Genomic DNA, 17,845 nt, shown 5'->3' with positions numbered 1-17,845 from the left:
GTTTCCCGGCGTCGCGGGTGGGTAGCCGCGCCGGATGAGTGCCGCCGAGGACCGGGCAACCGCCCGCCGGGCGCTGATCGTGATCGGTCTGGTGCTGGCCTCGGGGGCCGGGCTGGCGGTGATCTGGGCAATTCACCGGGTGCTGATCTGGATCCTGGTCGCGGCGTTCTTCGCGGTCCCGCTGAAACCCCTCGTCGACCGGCTGGAACGCCGGCTGGTCCGACACCGCGCGCTGGCCACCCTGCTGGTCTTCCTGGCGACGTTCGCCCTGCTCGCCGCGGTCGGGACGGTGATCGTGGTGCCGCTGGCCGACGAGCTGGGCCGGTTCGTCGACCGGGCCCCGGAACTGCTGCGGGAGACCCGCGCCGGGCGGGGCCCGTTCGCCCGGGTGCTGGACCGCGTCGGCCTGCTGGAGTACGCCCGCAGCCACGCCGACCAGATCCAGCGGTACGGCGGTGACCTGGGTCGGCCGGCGGTCGGCCTGGTCCGGGGGGTGCTGGAGACCCTCGCCGGCGTGGTCACGGTCGTGGTGCTGGCGTACCTGATGGTGCTGGAGGCCCCCCGGATCGTCCGGGGAAGCCTCGGGCTGGTCGGGGACGGTCCGGCGGAGCGACTGCGGCGGATCGGGCGGGAGACCTCCCGGACCATCACCGGCTATCTCAGCGGGAACCTCCTGATCAGTGTGCTCTGCGGCGGCCTGACGTACCTCGTGCTGCTCCTCACCGGCGTGCCGTACGCGGCGGTGATCGCCCTGGTGGTCGCGGTGGCCGACCTGGTCCCCCTGGTCGGCGCGACGGTGGGCGCGGTCCTCGCCGCGGGCGCGGCGTTCCTGCACTCCCCCACCGCGGGTGTGGTGGTGCTGGTCTTCTTCGTCGTCTACCAGCAGGTGGAGAACCACCTGCTGCAACCGGTGATCATGTCCCGGGCGGTCCGGCTGAACCCGCTGACCGTGCTGATCAGCGTGCTTGTCGCGGCCGAGCTGGCCGGGCTGCTCGGCGCCCTGCTCGCCATCCCGGCCGCTGGCGTCGGGCAGATCCTGCTGCGCGAGTTCACCCCCACCGGGAAGCGCTCACTGCCCGACCCGACCGAGGACCGGCGCTGACGACCGGGCCGGTGCGCCGGCCCGGTCCCCACCGGTCAGCGCATCCGGGCGGGCACCTCCGGCGACGAACTCTCCAGCGGTACGACGTGCGCGGGCACCAGCCCGAGCTGGGCGGCGGAGCGGGGCAGCGCGGCGTCGAGCGCCCAGTCCGCCCCGACCCGGGTCCGGTTGCCGGGCATCGCCAGCAGGTGGTACCCGCGGGTTACCGTCTTCGCCGGCAGCCCGGACAGCGGCACCTTCAACGGGTTCGCCGCCGCGTCCTTGCCGCCCAGGTCGACCACCCAACCCAGGTCGTGGTGCTTGTACGGCTTCCGGGTGCCCTGCCCGTACGAGGCGGCGATGTTCTGCGCGGCGAGCTTGCCCTGCCGCTGCGCGTGCTGCGCGGTCATCGTGCAGATCTGCCCGGGGCGGACCAGGTCCGGCACGGCGGCGGCGTCGCCGCAGGCGTACACCTCGGGGAAGCCGGGGACGTTGAGGTACTCGTCGACCACCAGCCGGCCCTTCTCGGTGCGCAGGCCCAGGTCGGCGACGAATGGGTCGGGGCGTACCCCGACGCACCAGACCAGGGTGCAGGTCGGCACGAACTCGCCGTCGGTGAGCTTCACCCCGTCGGCGGTTGCCTCGGCGACGGAGGTGCCCATCCGCACGTCCACGCCGCGTCGGCGCAGCACCCGGTCGGCGGTACGGGACATCCGCTCGTCCAGCTCGGGCAGCGGCCGGGGCGCGACATCCAGCAGCATCCAGCGCGGACGGATCTTCAGGTCGGGTCGCTGGGCGCGCAGCGCGTCGGTGAAGAGCTGGCCGTGCGCGGCCACCTCGGTGCCGGTGTACCCGGCGCCGACCACCACGAAGGTGGCCCGGGCCCGCTGCTCGGCCGGATCCTCGGCCTGCTCGGCGAGCTCGATCTGGCGGATCACGTGGTCGTGCAGGTAGACCGCCTCGGGCAGGCCGCGGAAGCCGTGCGCGTACTCGGTCACCCCGGGGATGGGCAGCAGCTTGTTGACGCTGCCCACGGCGAGCACGAGGCGGTCGTACGCGAGCCGGCCCCGGTCCCCCTCGGGCTGGGTGAAGCCGACCCAGCGGTTCTGCAGGTCCACCTGGTCGGCCTCACCGACGACCACCCGCACCCCCTTGAGGGTGCCGCTGAGCGGCACGGAGATGCGGGTCGGTTCCACCACGCCGGCGGCCACCTCGGGCAGCAGCGGCAGGTAGAGGAAGTAGTCGGTCGAGTTGAGCACCACGATCTCGGCGCGGTCGCGGGCCATCTTGCTCAACGTCTTCGCCGCGTGGTAACCGGCGAACCCGGCCCCCACGATCACCACACGAGGTTTCGTCATGCCCGCTGCCGTTCCCGTCGACCCGCCGGGCAAACGTGGCCGTTCAGCCGGCCTGCAGGCGGACGTACCCGGTGCGGCCGACCGCCTCGATCTCCCAGCAGTGGCCGAAGGCCCGGACCCGCTCGGCGGTGATCCGACCGAACTCGGCCGGGACGTCGGGGTCGAGGACCAGCCGACCGTCGACCGGGTTGAGGTCCAGCATCGCCCGGACCAGGGCCAGTGGCGCGCCGGTCGCCCAGGCCTGCGGGCTGCACGCGGTCGGGTACGGCACCGCGAACATCATCGTCTCGCGGGGGTAGCCGCTGAGCGCCTCGGGGAGCCGGTAGCCGAACTGCTCCGCCGCCTCGAACATGGCCAGGGCGATCCGGTTCGCCTCGGCCCGGTACCCGTAGCGGACCAGACCGAGGGCGGCCAGCGAGTTGTCGTGCGGCCAGACGGTCCCCAGGTGGTAGCCGAGCGCGTTGTACAGCCGGTCCTCCCGGGACAGCGTGCGGACGCCCCACCCGGAGAACATGTCCGGTGACATCAGCTGCCCCGCCACCTGCCCGGCGCGCTCGGCCGGGACGATGCCGCTCCACAGCAGGTGACCCATGTTGGAGGTCTTGGAGTCGATCCGGTTCTTGTCGCCGTCCAGGCCGACGGCGTAGTAGCCGCCGCGCTCGGAGATCCAGAAGTCCCGGTTGAAACGCTCGTACAGCTCGGCGGCGTCGGCGCGCAGCCGACGGGCCAGCTCCGGGTCGGCGAGCGGTCCGTCGGCCAGCTCGGCCAGCCGCACCTTGGCGTCGTACGTGTAGCCCTGCAGGTCGCTGGTGGCGATGGGCAGCACCGGGATGCGGCCGTCGGAGAAGCAGACCCCGTCGGGCGAGTCCCGCCAGCACTGGTTGCCGAGGCCCTCGAGAGACCGGGTGCCGTACTCGACGTAGCCGTCGCCGTCCCGGTCGCCGTACTCGTCGATCCAGCGCAGCGCGGCGAGCGCGTTGTCGCGCAGGTACCGCACGGTGTGGTCGTCGCGGGTCCAACGCCAGTACTCGGAGAGCAGGATCAGCCAGAGCTGGGTGGCGTCGGCGGTGCCGTAGTTCGGCGTGTACGGCTTGACCCCGGTGCGGGTCAGTTCGCCGCTGCGGTACTCGTGCAGGATCTTGCCGGGTTCCTCGTCGGTGAAGTCGTCGCACCGGGTGCCCTGCAACCGGGCCAGGGCCAGCAGCGCGCCCTGCGCCAGCGTCGGCCCGGCGACCAGGGTCTGGTACGCGGTGACGAGGGTGTCCCGACCGAAGACGGTGAGGAACCAGGGCAGCCCGGCGCCGGGCAGCATCACCCGCTGACCCTTGATCTCCAGGTCGAGGCGGAGCGCGCCGAGGTCGTCGCGGGACTGCCGGACGGTCTTCTCCAGCACCGGGTTGTCGCTGCGCAGGGCGGCCCGGTCGACCACCCAGCGGCGCAGCGGGTCGTCGACCCGGCCCTGGACCACGTCGGTGATGTCGCCGCAGACCGCCTCGACCACGCCCAACCCCGGCGGCAGCGGCACGTGCAGGTCCAGCTTCCATTCCTGCCGTGGGGAGAGGTCCACCTCCCAGACCAGGTCGTCGCCCTCGACCCGGTGCGGGGGCGGTGAGCAGCGGACCCGGGTCTGCACCGCGAAGTCGCCGCTGGCGTAGGAGAACTTCAACGCGGTCCCCTGGGTGGTCTCCGTGCGGGTAATGTCCGCGGACCGGTCCCGGACACCGGACTTGACCTCGAACAGGTCGGCGAAGTCGGCCGCCACGGCGAGCCGCAGCTCGATGTGGACCGCATCCGGGCGGAACGAGAAGAGTTCGACCCGTTCGTGGAAGCCGTCGCCGACGTAGCGCAGCCGGCGGATGCCGAGGCTGTCCGGGGGCAGGCCGGGCAGCTCGGGGTTGGTCAGCACGAACTGGGCCGAGTAGTGCTGCAGGGTCTGCGAGCGCAGCGCCAGCAGCCGGCCGCCGTTGACGGTAAGCACCCAGCCGCTGAGCAGCCGGGTGTCCAGGTGCACCAGGCCGCCGATGCTCCGGGGTGGGACGTCGCCACACCGGTCGGAGTACATGAAGGTGGGGCCGCTGAGCACGGCGATGGAGTCGGGGCCGAGCTCGGGCGGCATGGCCCGCTGGTCGCCGCTCTGGGTGGTGGTGCGCAGGCCGGGCATCGGGTCGGCGGGCGTCGGACGCACGGAGGCCATGCGTCCCACGTTAGGAGCGCGGCTCACCGGGCGTCGTCACCCGCTCTGGGTGAAAACCACTCGATCCATACTGATGTATATGGACAGACGGCATCGAATGTGGTGAGGATGCCACTCATGGGAGCACACGAGAGCACCGGCGGCCGGCCCACGAGGTCCACCCGCCGCACCTTCCTGTCCGCCTCCGCCGTCGCCACCGCCGCCACCGTCGCCGTACCGTTGGCCGCCGGGCCGGCCGCCGCCCACGACGCCGCGCCGCCGCCCGGGCCGGGCCACCCGATCCGCCCACAGGAACCGGACCCCGAGCTGCGGGCCCTGCTCCGGGAGGTGGACCGCGACCGGATCGAGGCCACCGTCCGCCGGCTCGCCGCGTTCGGCACCCGGCACACCCTCTCCAACCAGGACGACCCGGCCCGGGGCATCGGCGCCGCCCGGGACTGGATCTTCGCGCAGCTCTCCGGGTACGCCGCCGCCTCCGGCGGCCGGATGACCGTCGCCCTCCAGTCGTACGTGCAGCAGCCCGCCTCCCGCATCCCGGTCGCCACCCGGATCACCAACGTGGTGGCCACCCTGCGCGGCGACACCCACCCCGACCGGGTGTACGTGGTGACCAGCCACTACGACTCCCGCGCCACCGACGTCATGGACGCGGTCAGCGACGCGCCGGGCGCCGACGACGACGCCTCGGGCGTGGCGGTGCTGATGGAGCTGGCCCGGGTGATGGCCACCCGGCGCACCGAGGCGACCATCGTCTTCGCCGCGGTGGCCGGCGAGGAACAGGGCCTGTACGGATCGACGTACCTGGCGCAACAGTTCAAGGCCGCCGGCGTCGACATCCAGGGCATGTTCAGCAACGACATCATCGGCTCCAGCACCGCCGACGACGGCACCCGCGACCCGCGCAGCGTCCGACTCTTCGCCGAGGGCGTGCCGACTGCCGAGACGCCGGCCGAGGCGACCACCCGACAGTCGGTGGGCGGCGAGAACGACTCCCCGTCGCGGCAGCTGGCCCGGTTCGTCAGCGACGTGGCCGAGAACGGCGCCACCGGGATGCGGGTCCGGGTCATCTACCGGCGGGACCGCTACCTGCGCGGCAGCGACCACATCCCGTTCCTGCGGGAGGGCTGGCCGGCCGGCCGGTTCACCGAGCCGAACGAGGACTTCGCCCACCAGCACCAGGACGTCCGGGTGGTCGACGGAGTCCAGTACGGCGACCTGCCGCAGTTCTGCGACTTCGACTACATCACCCGGGTCGCCCGGGTCAACGGCGCGACGCTCTGGTCGCTGGCCCAGGCGCCGGGCACCCCGAAGGGCGCGATCATCGTCACCACCAACCTCACCAACGACACCACGCTGCGCTGGCGGCGCGGCGACGAGCCGGACCTGGCCGGCTACGAGGTGGTGTGGCGGGAGACCACCGCGGCCGAGTGGCAGCGGGTGATCCCGGTCGGCGACGTCACCGAGGTGACCGTCGACCTGTCGAAGGACAACGTCTTCTTCGGCGTCCGGGCCGTCGATCGGGCCGGCCAGCGCAGCCCGGTCGCGTTCCCCCGCCCCGGCAGCTGAGACCCCTGGTCGCACCCGTGTCGACGACGCGGATGGCGACCCGTGCCAGGCGGTCTGACGGACACCCTGTTGTCGTCATGAGCGATATGACGCAGAGGCATATTCATGCCTCTGCGTCATATCGCTCATCCGGAAATCCACTCCGCCGGCGTCCCCGGTGTCCTCTCACCGCTGGGCGGGCGCCGGGAAGGTGATCGCCCAGCGCTCGTGGTCGCGCCACGCCCCGTCGATGAAGAGGTAGTCGGGCGAGTACCCCTCCTGCCGGAAGCCGAGCTTGCGGGCCACCCGCCTCGACGGCTCGTTCGCCGGCTGGATGTTGGCCTCCACCCGGTGCAGGCCGAGGGTGTCGAAGGCGTGCGCCAGCACCAGCCCGATGCCGGCCGAGGCGTGCCCCGTCCCGGCGTACGGCAGGAACGCGGCGTAGCCCATGAACCCGCCGCGCAGTGGACCCATGATGATGCCGCTGATGTTGACGTAGCCGGCGATCTCCCCGCTCGGCCGGTCGCAGATGAGGAAGCTCTGCTGGTCGCGGCGGCGGCTCTTCGCCAGGTACGCGGCGTACTTCTCCGGGGTGTCCGGGGCGGTCAGCCACGGGTGGTGCAGGTCGTGGCTGCGCCGGGCGGCGGCGATGAACTCGGCCTCGTCGGCCGGGCGGGGCCGGCGGATGCCGACCGCGCCGGAGCTGCGCAGGTATCTCACGGCCGACCACTCTCGCCGGCCGGCGCGGCGTTGTCCAGCCGGAAACCGGGGTGGCGCAGGGACGGGCCGGCCCCTACGGTGATCGGCACCCCACCACGATCGGAGGCTGATCATGGGCATGGCTCCTCTCGGCACGATGCTGGCTTCCGCTTCGTCGCGGGCGATCGTCCTGGTGTCCTGAGTCCCGGCGGCGCCGCCGCCCCTCGCCGGCCCTTCCGGGTCGCACCCGTCGTCCGTCGCGAAGCGATCAGGTGACCCGCCACCGCGCGGGTCCCCCGTCCCGGCGTGTCCGCACGCCACCACATCGCTTCCGAGGGAGTTCCTCGTGTCTCCGCAGTCTCCGTGCGGGCGCCTCCGCGTGCCCGGACGTCGCCACCTTCCCCGGTGGTCCCGATGACCGCCGTCGCCGCCGGGAAGCCCCGGCTCGGGCGGGACTTCGCCCGGCTCTGGACCGCCAACGCCGTCTCCAATCTGGGCGACGGGGTCACCATGGTCGCCGGCCCGCTGCTGGTCGCCTCGATCAGCGACGAGCCGGCCGCGGTGGCCGCCGCCGCGCTCGCCCCGCAACTGCCGTGGCTGCTTTTCGCCCTGGTCAGCGGGGCGCTGGTGGACCGGCTCGACCGACGCCGGCTGATCGTCGGGGTCAACCTCGCCCGGGGCGCGGTGCTCGCCGCGCTCGCCGTCGCCGTGGTCACCGGCACCGCCACCGTGCCGGTCGTCTGCCTGGCGTTCTTCCTGACCGGTGTCGGGGAGACCCTCGCCGACACCGCCTCCGGCGCGCTGCTGCCGTCGGTGGTGTCCGCGGAGCAGTTGGAGCGGGCCAACAGCCGGCTCTTCGCCACCTTCGTGGTGGGCAACCAGTTCGCCGCGAAGCCGCTCGGGGCGTACCTGTTCACCGTCGGGGCGGCGCTGCCGTTCACGGTCGACGCGGCCAGCTTCGGGCTGGCCGCGCTGCTGGTGGCGCTGCTGCGGTGGCGGCCGGTGCCACCGCCGGTCGACGCCGCACCCGCTGGTGAGCGGCGATCGCTGCGCGCCGACATCGCCGCCGGGGTACGGGCACTGTGGTCGGTGCCGGTACTGCGGGCGCTCGCCGGCTGCATCGCGGTGATGAACGTGGCGTTCTGCGCGGCGTTCGCGGTGTTCGTGCTCTACGCCCGGCAGCGGCTCGGGCTCGGCGAGGTCGGTTACGGGCTGCTGCTCACCGCGTCCGCCGCGGGCGGGCTGGCCGGCACCGCGCTGGCGACCCGGCTGCGGGCCCGGTTCGGCACCCCGAACCTGCTGCGCGCCGGGCTGCTGATCGAGGTCGGGCTCCAAGTGGTGCTTGCCACCACCCGGCAGCCGTGGGTGGCCGGGGCGGCGCTGGCCGTCTGGGGCGTCCACGCCATGGTCTGGGGCGTGCTGGTGGTGTCGTTGCGCCAGCGGCTCGTCCCGGACCGGCTGCGCGGGCGGGTGAACAGCGTGTACGCGCTGGCCGACCTGGGCGGCGCGGCGATCGGCACCGCGCTCGGTGGCGTGCTGGCCCAGACCACCGGGCTCGTCACCGCGCCCTTCTGGGCGGCGGCCGGCGTCCTGACGGTGCTCACCGCCGCCGTGTGGCGGCGGCTCGGCGCGACGAGCGGCTGAGCATGGCCACCGATCGGTTGGCGCCGGTACGGACAGCGGCAAGCCGCCTCAGAGCAAGCGCGGGAACGGCTGCTGCGCCGGCATCGGCACCTGGAGGAAGGTGGTGCCGCGCAGGTCCAGCCAGGCCCGGTCGGGTGCCCGGACCAGCCGGAGCATCACCTCCGTGCAGACCGGGCAGCGGCCCACCAGCCCTGGCGCGTGCGAGAAGACGTGCAGCCCGGCCATCGGGCCGATCGTCCCGCACGACTCGCAGCGCCCGGTCGCGGCACTCAGGTCGACGGCGAACAGCTCCCGCAGCGGCCCGTCGAGCATGTTGCCGTCCACGTAGGACATGTCGGTCATCGGCTCTCCTCGCCGGTCAACCGGTGGGTCCGAACCGTTCGGTCCGTACCCGCCGGGTCTGGTGGCCCAGCCCCACCAGCAGGTCCGCCACGGTCTCCACGAAGCCAGTGGGACCGCAGACGTAGCAGAGCGGTTCCAGGTCCGGCGGCCAGCCGTGGGTGTTGACGTCGGCCAGCCCGACCCGGTGCGGCTCGCCCCGCCAGCCCTCGGGGGCCTCGCGGGTGTACACGTACGTCACGTCCAGGCCCAGGTCGTCGCGAGCCCGGGCGCGCAGTTCGTCGGCGTAGATGACGTCGGCGGGGGTGCGCACCGAGTAGATCAGCCGGAACGGGGTGCGGCTGCCGGCGGCCCGGCGGGCCCGGATCATCGCCATCAGCGGCACCACCCCCGACCCGCCGGCGATCAGCAGCACCGGCGCGGTCTCCTGGGTCCGCCAGACGAACCAGCCACCCACCGGGCCGCGGATCTCCACCGGGTCGCCCTCGGCGTAGACATCGGTCAGGTACGGCGACACCTCGCCGTCGGCCACCCGCTGCACGGTCAGCGCGATCCGGTCCCCGTCGGCCGGGCCGGCCAGCGAGTACGACCGGGCGGCCTGGTAGCCGTCGTCGGCGGTCAGCCGGACGTCGACGTGCTGCCCCGGCAGGTGCCCCGGCCAGTCGGGCACCTCCAGCACGAGGGTCTGCGCGGACGGCGTCTCGACCCGGCGCTCCACCAGCCGGCCCACCCGCCACCTGAGCGGGGCGCTCACCCGGCCGCCGGTCGTCGTCGCGGCCACCTCAGTCGCCCTGGTAGCGCTGTTCGCGCCAGGGGTCGCCATAGTCGTGGTAGCCGGCGGTCTCCCAGAAGCCCGGCTCGTCCTCGACGGTCAACCGGATGCCGCGCACCCACTTGGCCGACTTCCACAGGTAGAGGTGCGGCACCAGCAGCCGGGCCGGGCCGCCGTGCTCGGCGGGGAGCGGGTCGCCGTCGTAGCCGTGCACCACCCACGCCTGCCCGTCGCGCAGGTCGTCCAGCGGCAGGTTGGTGGTGTACCCGCCGTACGAGTGGGCCTGCGCGTAGTCGGCGGCGGTGTCGATCCCGTCCAGCAGGACGTCCAGCGAGACGCCCTGCCAGCTGGTGCCGAACTTGGACCAGCGGGTGACGCAGTGGATGTCGACGGTCGGCGTCTCCTGCGGCAGGCCCATCAGCTCGTCCCAGGACCAGCGGAACTCGGCGCCGGCCTCGGTGGTGACGACGAACTCCCAGGTGTCCAGCGGGACCCTGGGTGTCGGCCCGGCGGAGAGCACCGGGAAGTCCTCGGTCAGGTACTGCCCCGGGGGCAGATCCGGTCCGGTCGTGCGACGTCGGCCCTGAAAGCCCGGAGAGACGATTCCCACCCGTCAGTCGTACCACCCGGCGAGCGGCGGCGGGATCGTTCGGGCGTACCCGGGACCGGTGGCCGGGCGCGGAGCCGGCGGCGGCCCTGATCGGGTCGCCGCCGGCGCGGGCCGGGTCAGTGCCGGTCGGAGACCGTGTCGTGGTCGCCGGGCGCCCGGTCGCGGGTGGCCCGCAGGCTGGTGAGGGTCACGACCACCAGGACGCCGATGATGACGCCGAGCGAGGCGAGCGTGGGGATCTCCGGCACGCCGGACCAGATTCCGTGCGCCCAGTGCAGGCCCAGCTTGACGCCGATGAAGGCCAGGATGACGGCCAGGCCGTAGCTGAGGTGGACGAGGCGGCTCAGCGCGGCGTGCAGCACGAAGTAGAGCGCCCGCAGCCCCAGCAGCGCGAAGGCGTTGGTGGCGAAGACCAGGTACGGATCCTCGGTGATGCCGTAGACGGCGGGCACCGAGTCGACGGCGAAGACGATGTCGGTGGCCAGCACCGCCACCACGACCAGGGCGAACGGGGTGAGCGCCCGGCGACCGTGCTGCCGGATGATCATCCGGGTGCCGTGGTAGTCCTCGACCACCGGCATCACCTTGCGCAGCAGCTTCACCGACCGCATCTTGTTGATGTCGACCTCCTGCTCGTGCCCGGCGAGGGCGTCGCGCAGCAGCTTGACCGCGGTGGCGATCAGGATGACGGCGAAGAGCAGGAAGGCGAAGTCCAGCGTCTGCAGGGCGGCGGCGCCGAGGGCGATGAAGATGGCGCGCAGCACCAGCGCGCCGGCGATGCCGTAGAGCAGCACCCGCTGGGCGAGCACCGCGGGCACCGCGAACGCGGCCAGCAGCAGCATGAAGACGAAGAGGTTGTCGACCGAGAGCGACTTCTCGACCAGGTAACCGGTGAGGTACTCGACGCCCTGCTGGGAGCCGAAGCGGGACCAGATCCAGGCGCCGAAGGCCAGCGGCAGGGCGATGTAGAACGCCGACCAGCCGAGGGCCTCCCTGATCGACACCTCGTGCGGTTTGCGGGTGACCAGGAAGTCCAGCACCAGCAGGGCGAGCACGCCGGCGATGGTCACCGCCCAGAGCGTGGGTGTGCCGACCGACTGGAGCTCGGCAGCCAGGTACGACATGTCCGTCATGGAGCCTCCTCGAACACCGTGCCATGTTCGAGGTCTCCTTCACCCACCGATCGTGGGCAACCACCCGAGGCGCGCCCGGGGCGCGCCGTACTGACCGGAATGGTTCGTGGGAAGTACTCCCCTCGTGCGTCAAGGTTAGGGCAGGCTCACCCCGTCCGCCAACTCCCGCGCCACCTGGTTGCCCTGGTCAACCGCTGTGTGGACGCTCCCGCGGGGCTCGGGTGTGACGCCCCGAGAGGGCTGCGCCTATCGTGGCCCGATGACCGACAATGCCCCCGCCGCCCCGGTCGGCCCGCTCACCGGCGTCCGCGTGGTGGAGCTGGCCGGCATCGGACCCGGGCCGTTCACCGCGATGATGCTCGCCGATCTCGGCGCGGACGTGGTCCGGGTCGACCGCACCGCCCCGGCCGCCTTCGGCAGCCCGCCGGGCGACCTGCTGAACCGCAACCGCCGGTCGGTGGCCGTCGACCTGAAGTCCGCCGCGGGCCGCGAGGTCGTGCTCGCCCTGGTCCGCGGGACGGACGCGCTGGTCGAGGGGTACCGGCCGGGCGTCACCGAACGGCTCGGCCTCGGCCCGGCGGACTGCCTGGAGGTCAACCCCCGCCTGGTGTACGGCCGGATGACCGGCTGGGGCCAGGACGGCCCGCTCGCCCAGACGGCCGGCCACGACATCGACTACCTGGCGCTGACCGGGGCGCTGCACGGCATCGGCCGCCCCGGTCAGCGCCCGGTGCCGCCGATGAACCTGCTCGGCGACTTCGGCGGCGGCGGCATGATGCTCGCCCTGGGCATCGTCTCCGCCCTGTACGCCGTCCGCGCCGGCGGCCCCGGCCAGGTGGTCGACGCGGCCATCGTCGACGGCGTCTCGGTGCTCAGCACCCAGATCCACGCGTTGCGCCGGTTCGGGATGTGGCAGGACCCGCGCGGGGTGAACCTGCTCGACGGCGGCGCGCCGTTCTACGACACCTACGAGTGCGCCGACGGGCGGCACCTCGCCGTCGGCGCCCTGGAGCCGCGCTTCTACGACGAGCTGGTCCGGCTCACCGGCTTCCCGCTCCCCGGCGACGACGCGCCCGACCGCACGGACCCGGCGAACTGGCCCGCGCTGCGTGCCGCCTGGGCGCGACTGTTCCTGACCCGAACCCGGGACGAGTGGGCCGACCTGCTCGCCACCTCGGACGCCTGCGTCGCGCCGGTGCTGGACTGGCGGGAGGCGCCCGAGCACCCGCACCTCGCCGCCCGGGGCACCTTCGTCACCGAGGACGGGGTGACCCAGCCGGCACCCGCACCCCGGTTCTCGGCCACCCCCACCTCGGTCCGCCGGCCCCCGCCGGAGCCCGGCGAGCACACCGACGAGCTGCTGGCCGAGGCGGGCTTCGACGCCGACCGGATCGCCGCGCTGCGCGCCGCCGGGACGGTCGCCTGAGGACGTTCGCCCGCCCGGCGGCCGGTGCCTGCCCGCCCGACCGGGCCGGGCACGGCCGCCGAGCCGGGGCGAGTCGGTGCGGTCAGGCGCGGCGGAGCCGGAGCCCGGGATCAGGCGCGGCGCATCGTGCTGGCGCCCGGGGTCAGGCGCGGCGCATCGTGCTGGCGCCCGGGGTCAGGGCCGGCTCGACCATCTCCCGGTAGTCGCGGGGCAGTTGGACGACCATGTCGTCGAACTCGCCCCCGGTGATCGCCTCGCGCACGGTCACGAAGACCGCGCGGACCGCGTCCCGGGCCGCCGGCTCGTCGACGTCCGCCCGCCGCCCCACCCGGGCGACGAACTCCGCTGCCCCGAACCGGTCGGCCGCCTCGCCGCTCGGGCTCGGCCGCAGCGCCAGCCGCAACGGGGCGGGCAGCTGCGCGGCCAGGTCGAGCACCTCACCCCCGGTCAGCCGCTCGGCGAGCGTCTCCAGGGTGGCCCGGGTCAGTTCCACCGCCCGCTCCGAGCCGGTCCGCGTCCGCCGGGCGACCTGGTCGACGAAGGTGTCGTAGTCCATCGCGCTGCTCCCTCCGCATGGGGCAGCTCGCCTACCCGGCCCGACGCTCGGGAAACCGGGCGAATTTTCGACGGGGACGGTGCGTGAGCGGCCGGCGGTCGGGTAAGCGCGGCCGGTCGGAACCGGTATCGAGGCGGCGAGGGAGCCCACCCCATGGCGAGTTACACCGACGTCCTGCAGTACCTGTCCAGCCTGGATTACCCGGCGGAGAAGGACGACGTCGTGCGTGAGGCGGAGCGGGAGGGCGCCCCGCCGGAGGTGCTCAAGGCGTTGCGTGCGCTGCCCCCGGTGGACTACGCCAACGGCAACGAGGTGGCCCGCTCCGCCGGCATCGACGCCGCGCCGGAGGTGAGCCGGTCCCAGCGCGCGGCCCAGGCCCGCGAAAGGCACCCGCGCGTGTCCCAGCACCTGCGCGGCATCTGACCCGCCGCCGGTGCGCACGGTCGGCGGACGCCTGGCGTGCCACCGGTGATCGGGCGGGCGCCGGACGGGCACACCCCCGCGGTCGTCCAGCTCATCGTCATGGGCGTGATCGGGGTGGTGGCCGGCGGCCTGTGGGCCGCGCTCGTCTCACTCGCGCTGAGCCCGCTGGTCGGCTGGGACGCCGCCGCGGCGAGCTGGCTGGCGCTGGTCTGGCGGGCACTCTGGCCGGTGGACGGCGACCGGACCGCGCGGCTTGCCGTGTACGAGGACCCGAACCGGGCCATCCGGGACATCCTGCTGCTGGTCGCCTGCCTGGCCAGCCTGCTGGCGGTGGTCGTGGTGCTGACCGCGCACGCCACCAGTCCGGGGCTGACCCGGGACCTCTACGGCGGCCTCGCGGTGCTCAGCGTGCTGCTGTCCTGGACCGTCGTACACACCGTCTACACCGCCCGGTACGCCCGGATCTACTACACCGGCGACGACGGCGGCGTGGACTTCCACCAGCCCGGCCGGCCGTGCTACACCGACTTCGCGTACCTGGCGTTCACCGTGGGGGCCACCTTCCAGGTCTCCGATACCGACCTGACCAGCCACGAGATGCGCCGCACGGTGCTGCGGCACGCGATGCTGTCGTACCTGTTCGGCGCCATCATCATCGCCACGACGGTTAACCTGGTGGCCAGTCTGGCACGGTGAACCGGTCGAGACGGGCCCGGAAACAGGCGGGCGCCCCGGGCCGCGAACCGCTGACCTGGGGCGCCACGCGCACCTGTTCACTCGGCGAACCGCCGAGAGGTGGACTTTCGTCGCCCGAACCGGGCGGGGCATCTCTGCCACGATCATCGTACGACAGGCATCATCCGTACGGCTGATTTTCGACGGAACTGTGGGACAACGCACCCTCCCCCGTCAGGGGGTCACCTCAGCGTACCGCTGTTCCAGGTCGACCCGGGCGAGCGCCCCGACCAGCCAGGCGAGCCGCTCCGACTCGCCGCTGCCGGCCAGGTCGGCCAGGTCGGCGGCGGACCGGCCGAGTCCCAGCCGACGCGCGGCGGTCAACGCCCGCCGGTCGGCGACCGGCGCCACCTCCCGCCACAGCGCCTGCGTCTCGCGCAGGAACAGGTCGGCCACCTCGTCGTCCACCCCGGGCAGCGCGGTGAGCAACGCCCGCTCCCGGGCCGGGTCGTAGCCGGCCGTCGAGCGCAGCCGGCGCAGGTCGCCCCGGTACCGCTCGACGACGGTGCGGGCCAGGTCACCCAGGACGTCGGCCAGCCCGTCGACGTCGCCGCGCTGACCGGCGTCGCGCAGCGTTCCTACCCGGTCGGCGTGCAGCGAGCGGGCGAGCCGGGCGGCGCTGTCCCAGCCATGGTCGGGCAGGGCGTGCGCGGCGTCCACCGCGCGCCGGAAGTCGCCCCGGCGGGCGAGCAGGACGGCCAGGCAGAGCAGCTGGAACAGGCTCGACGGGTTGTTCGTCACCCGGAAGCCGTACTGCTCGGCGAAGCCGCGGTCCCCGGCGAGCCGCCGGACCAGGCGCTTCTGATCCTCGGTACGGGACATCACACTGCGAGTCATGCCCCGCGACTACCCGTCGGGCCGGCGAGCACGCCTGCTCAGCCGCGGAAGCCGCCGCGCCGGTCGCGGGCCTTCAGCCGGGTGGTCGGCAGCTCGGGGGCGGGCAGCGGCGGCGCGTCGTCGTCGGCCACCACGCCGAAGCGGCGACCGGCCATCCACTCATCCCGCGCCGCGACCACCTCCTCGTGCGAGCGGCCGACGAAGTTCCACCACATGACCAGCGGCTCGTCGAACGGCTCACCGCCGAGCAGCATCAGGCGGGTGCCCGCCTCGGCGGTCAGCTCCAGAAGGTCCCGCCCGGCACCCAGGTAGAGCAGCGCGCCGGGGGCCAGGGCATGGCCCTCCACCCGCGCCGCGCCGGACATCGCCAGCAGCGCGTACTCGAAGTCGGGGCGCAGCCGCAGCGTGGCCGGCGCTGGCCCGCGGGCCTCGAGTTGCGCACCGAGCAGCGGGGTGTGCACCACGGCCGGGGACCGCTCGCCGGCGAGCTCCCCGACGAGGAGGGTGAGGTCCCAGTCGCCGTCGGACCACCGGGGCAGGTCGGCATGGTGGGCGAAGTCCGCCGCGCCGGCCCGCGCCGGATCCGGCAGGGCCACCCAGAGCTGGAGGCCGTGCATCAGCGGCGGGCGGGTCGCCGGCGACCGCTCGGAGTGCGCGATGCCGTGGCCGGAGGTCATCACGTTGAGCTGGCCGGGGCGGATCGGCTGGACGTTGCCGAGGCTGTCCCGGTGCACGATCTCGCCGTCCACCAGCCAGGTCACGGTCTGCAGGCCGCTGTGCGGGTGCGGCGGCACCTCCATGCCGGGCCGCTCGGCCACGTCGTCAGGCCCGAAGTGGTCCACGAAGCACCACGCCCCCACCATCCGCCGCTGGCGCTGTGGCAACAGCCGCCGCACGGTGGTGTAGCGGCCCAGCGGAACGTCGTGCCCGGGCAGCAGCACGCTGCCCGGGTCGACCGGCGCCACGCCGGGTGGTCGGGTCTGCGCCGGCAACGACTCGGTACGGTCCACCGCCCGACTCTATGCCGCGCGACCCCCTCCCGACCCCCGGGTCGGGTTCGGCTCAGTCCCCGGCGACGGTGACGGTGTTCGCGCCGGCGACCAGGTCGAGGTAGATCCGCGCGACCGAGCGGTCCCAGTTCGGTGAGCTGATCAGCTGACCGGCGGCGACACCCTCCCGCCGGTCGCCGTACAGCGTGATGCCGCCGGCGCCGGAGGCGGCGCGGATCCGGACCGGCGGGCTGCCCGGCGCGCGGACGGCGAACTGGTTCACGCCGCCGCTCATCCGCACCGTCAGGGTGCCGGTCACCTCGGGCAGCCGCAGGTCGACCCGGGTGGCGCCGCCGATCAGCTCCACCCCGGCGAGCCGGGTGCCGGTCAGGTCGAGCAGGTGTTCGGTGGCCCCGCCGACCAGGCGCAGCCGCCAGACCAGCCGGGAGTTGAGGACCACGTCCACGGCGTCCCGCCCGGGTCGGTCACTCTTCTCCACCCGCAGTTGCACCCGGTCGCCGAGCACCTCCGGCCGCGGCAGCACGCCCGAGTCCACCGGCGCGCTGATCCGGTACAGCTCGTCGCCGAGGTCCTCGGTCCGCAGCCGTACCGCGGTGACCCCGTCGACCAGCTCGAAGGTGGCCCGGCGACGGCCGGCGAGCGGGGCGGTCCCGATCCGCTCGGCGGCCGGCTCGGCCGCGCCCGCCCCGCCCGGTTCCGCGCCGACGGTGTCGCTGGGCAGCCCGCCCCGGCCACCGGAGAAGGCCACCCCGAGCCGGTCCGGGTTGGCCAGCGTGGCGACCACCGCGACCGCGCCCAGCCCCACCACCAGGACCGCCGCCGCAGCCAGCAGCCGGGCCCCCCGCGGCCAGGACGGCCGGGGCTCATCGACCGTTTCGCCCGACACCTCGACGACCGGCTCCGGTCGCTGCTCCCCCGCCGTCGCCCCGTGCCGCCGGTCCGGCTCCGCCATGGTGTTCCCCTTCCGCGGTCCCCCGCCGGAAGTACGTACCCGACGCCCCAACGGATCAGTTCTCCACGCCCACCACCCCAGGCGCTCCCCCGCGCGCCCGACCTCTGGCCTGGCTCGCCCCTCGCCTACCCTGGCGCGCCCCGCCCCTGGCCGCGCGCGCCTCGCCCCCGCCCCTGGCCGCGCGCGTACCGCCCGTGGCCTCGCGCGCCTCCGCCCCCCGCCCCCTGGCCTCGCGCGTCCCGCCCCTGGCCCGCCTCGTTGATCATGGGGTTAGCGGCGGTGTGGATCTCCTCCACTGCCGCCAACCTCATGATCAATGGGGTTGGGGGATGGGGGTGGGGAGATCTTGGACGGTTGGCGTTAGCTGTGGACGGCAACTGTCCAAGATTCGGATACGCCGCTGGCCGGCACCCCGTGAGGGGTGCCGGCCAGCGTGTCGTTGGTATCGGGGTCAGCTGTTCCAGTGCGTGGCGACGAGGTCGGCGGCCTGCTGCTCCCACTGGGCGTAGGCGTCCGGGTACGCGGAGACCT

General features: G+C 73.8%; 17 protein-coding genes. 6 read left to right on the top strand and 11 right to left on the bottom strand.

What is annotated here, in order from left to right; genetic code table 11:
- Nucleotides 1–34: 34 nt before the first annotated feature.
- Nucleotides 35–1,102, top strand: a complete 1,068-nt coding sequence (locus tag V6U81_RS15495; RefSeq protein ID WP_334489883.1) for an AI-2E family transporter — start codon at nt 35–37, stop codon at nt 1,100–1,102.
- Nucleotides 1,103–1,137: 35 nt separating this feature from the next.
- Here V6U81_RS15495 and V6U81_RS15490 read toward each other — a convergent pair whose 3' ends face one another.
- Together V6U81_RS15490 and V6U81_RS15485 are read right to left on the bottom strand one after the other, a co-directional pair.
- Nucleotides 1,138–2,439, bottom strand: coding sequence for an NAD(P)/FAD-dependent oxidoreductase (locus V6U81_RS15490; protein WP_334489880.1), 1,302 nt, complete (start codon nt 2,437–2,439; stop codon nt 1,138–1,140).
- Between the two features lie 43 nt (nt 2,440–2,482).
- Nucleotides 2,483–4,633: an amylo-alpha-1,6-glucosidase gene (locus V6U81_RS15485; RefSeq protein WP_334489878.1), complete on the bottom strand. Its 2,151-nt coding sequence runs from the start codon at nt 4,631–4,633 to the stop codon at nt 2,483–2,485.
- A 117-nt stretch (nt 4,634–4,750) separates the two neighbouring features.
- On the opposite strand from V6U81_RS15485, the gene V6U81_RS15480 reads away from it, so the two are divergent.
- Nucleotides 4,751–6,199 (top strand): M20/M25/M40 family metallo-hydrolase, encoded by a 1,449-nt coding sequence (locus V6U81_RS15480; RefSeq protein WP_334489875.1) that lies wholly within the window; start codon nt 4,751–4,753, stop codon nt 6,197–6,199.
- A gap of 165 nt (nt 6,200–6,364) precedes the next feature.
- On the opposite strand, the gene V6U81_RS15475 is transcribed toward V6U81_RS15480, so the two are convergent.
- Nucleotides 6,365–6,898, bottom strand: coding sequence for a GNAT family N-acetyltransferase (locus tag V6U81_RS15475; protein ID WP_334489872.1), 534 nt, complete (start codon nt 6,896–6,898; stop codon nt 6,365–6,367).
- A 393-nt stretch (nt 6,899–7,291) separates the two neighbouring features.
- On the opposite strand from V6U81_RS15475, the gene V6U81_RS15470 reads away from it, so the two are divergent.
- On the top strand, nt 7,292–8,521 hold the full coding sequence (locus V6U81_RS15470; protein ID WP_334489869.1) for an MFS transporter: 1,230 nt from the start codon (nt 7,292–7,294) through the stop codon (nt 8,519–8,521).
- A gap of 48 nt (nt 8,522–8,569) precedes the next feature.
- Here the strand turns inward: V6U81_RS15470 and V6U81_RS15465 are convergent, their stop codons facing one another.
- The 4 genes from V6U81_RS15465 to V6U81_RS15450 form a co-directional block, all read right to left on the bottom strand.
- Nucleotides 8,570–8,863 carry a DUF6510 family protein gene (locus tag V6U81_RS15465; protein ID WP_334489866.1) on the bottom strand — a complete coding sequence of 98 codons (294 nt, stop codon included), beginning with the start codon at nt 8,861–8,863 and terminating at the stop codon, nt 8,570–8,572.
- A 16-nt stretch (nt 8,864–8,879) separates the two neighbouring features.
- The gene (locus tag V6U81_RS15460; protein WP_334489864.1) at nt 8,880–9,641 is read right to left on the bottom strand and encodes a ferredoxin reductase; all 762 of its coding nucleotides are present in this window, start codon (nt 9,639–9,641) and stop codon (nt 8,880–8,882) included.
- A 1-nt stretch (nt 9,642) separates the two neighbouring features.
- Nucleotides 9,643–10,242 (bottom strand): sulfite oxidase-like oxidoreductase, encoded by a 600-nt coding sequence (locus V6U81_RS15455; RefSeq protein WP_334489862.1) that lies wholly within the window; start codon nt 10,240–10,242, stop codon nt 9,643–9,645.
- Between the two features lie 116 nt (nt 10,243–10,358).
- Nucleotides 10,359–11,375 (bottom strand): TerC/Alx family metal homeostasis membrane protein, encoded by a 1,017-nt coding sequence (locus tag V6U81_RS15450; protein WP_334489859.1) that lies wholly within the window; start codon nt 11,373–11,375, stop codon nt 10,359–10,361.
- A 259-nt stretch (nt 11,376–11,634) separates the two neighbouring features.
- On the opposite strand from V6U81_RS15450, the gene V6U81_RS15445 reads away from it, so the two are divergent.
- On the top strand, nt 11,635–12,801 hold the full coding sequence (locus V6U81_RS15445) for a CaiB/BaiF CoA transferase family protein (protein WP_334489856.1): 1,167 nt from the start codon (nt 11,635–11,637) through the stop codon (nt 12,799–12,801).
- A gap of 142 nt (nt 12,802–12,943) precedes the next feature.
- On the opposite strand, the gene V6U81_RS15440 is transcribed toward V6U81_RS15445, so the two are convergent.
- Complete coding sequence (locus tag V6U81_RS15440; protein WP_334489853.1) at nt 12,944–13,357, bottom strand: DUF2267 domain-containing protein; 414 nt, start codon at nt 13,355–13,357, stop codon at nt 12,944–12,946.
- Nucleotides 13,358–13,510: 153 nt separating this feature from the next.
- Between V6U81_RS15440 and V6U81_RS15435 the strand changes: the two genes are divergently transcribed.
- The gene (locus V6U81_RS15435) at nt 13,511–13,780 is read left to right on the top strand and encodes a DUF2795 domain-containing protein (RefSeq protein ID WP_334489850.1); all 270 of its coding nucleotides are present in this window, start codon (nt 13,511–13,513) and stop codon (nt 13,778–13,780) included.
- 36 nt (nt 13,781–13,816) lie between these two features.
- Nucleotides 13,817–14,476 (top strand): DUF1345 domain-containing protein, encoded by a 660-nt coding sequence (locus V6U81_RS15430; protein ID WP_334489847.1) that lies wholly within the window; start codon nt 13,817–13,819, stop codon nt 14,474–14,476.
- Nucleotides 14,477–14,689: 213 nt separating this feature from the next.
- On the opposite strand, the gene V6U81_RS15425 is transcribed toward V6U81_RS15430, so the two are convergent.
- From V6U81_RS15425 to V6U81_RS15415, 3 genes are read right to left on the bottom strand one after another with little or no spacing between them, the layout of a single operon-like run.
- Nucleotides 14,690–15,337 carry a hypothetical protein gene (locus V6U81_RS15425; RefSeq protein WP_334490027.1) on the bottom strand — a complete coding sequence of 216 codons (648 nt, stop codon included), beginning with the start codon at nt 15,335–15,337 and terminating at the stop codon, nt 14,690–14,692.
- A 53-nt stretch (nt 15,338–15,390) separates the two neighbouring features.
- Entirely contained in the window at nt 15,391–16,362 is a 972-nt protein-coding gene (locus V6U81_RS15420) for a pirin family protein (protein WP_334489844.1), read from the bottom strand.
- Nucleotides 16,363–16,414: 52 nt separating this feature from the next.
- Nucleotides 16,415–17,314 (bottom strand): hypothetical protein, encoded by a 900-nt coding sequence (locus V6U81_RS15415; protein WP_334489841.1) that lies wholly within the window; start codon nt 17,312–17,314, stop codon nt 16,415–16,417.
- Nucleotides 17,315–17,845: the final 531 nt, after the last annotated feature.

This window comes from Micromonospora lacuserhaii, from assembly GCF_036902735.1.
Classification (GTDB): Bacteria; Actinomycetota; Actinomycetes; order Mycobacteriales; family Micromonosporaceae; genus Micromonospora.
This window is presented reverse-complemented; position numbering and strand designations above follow the sequence as displayed.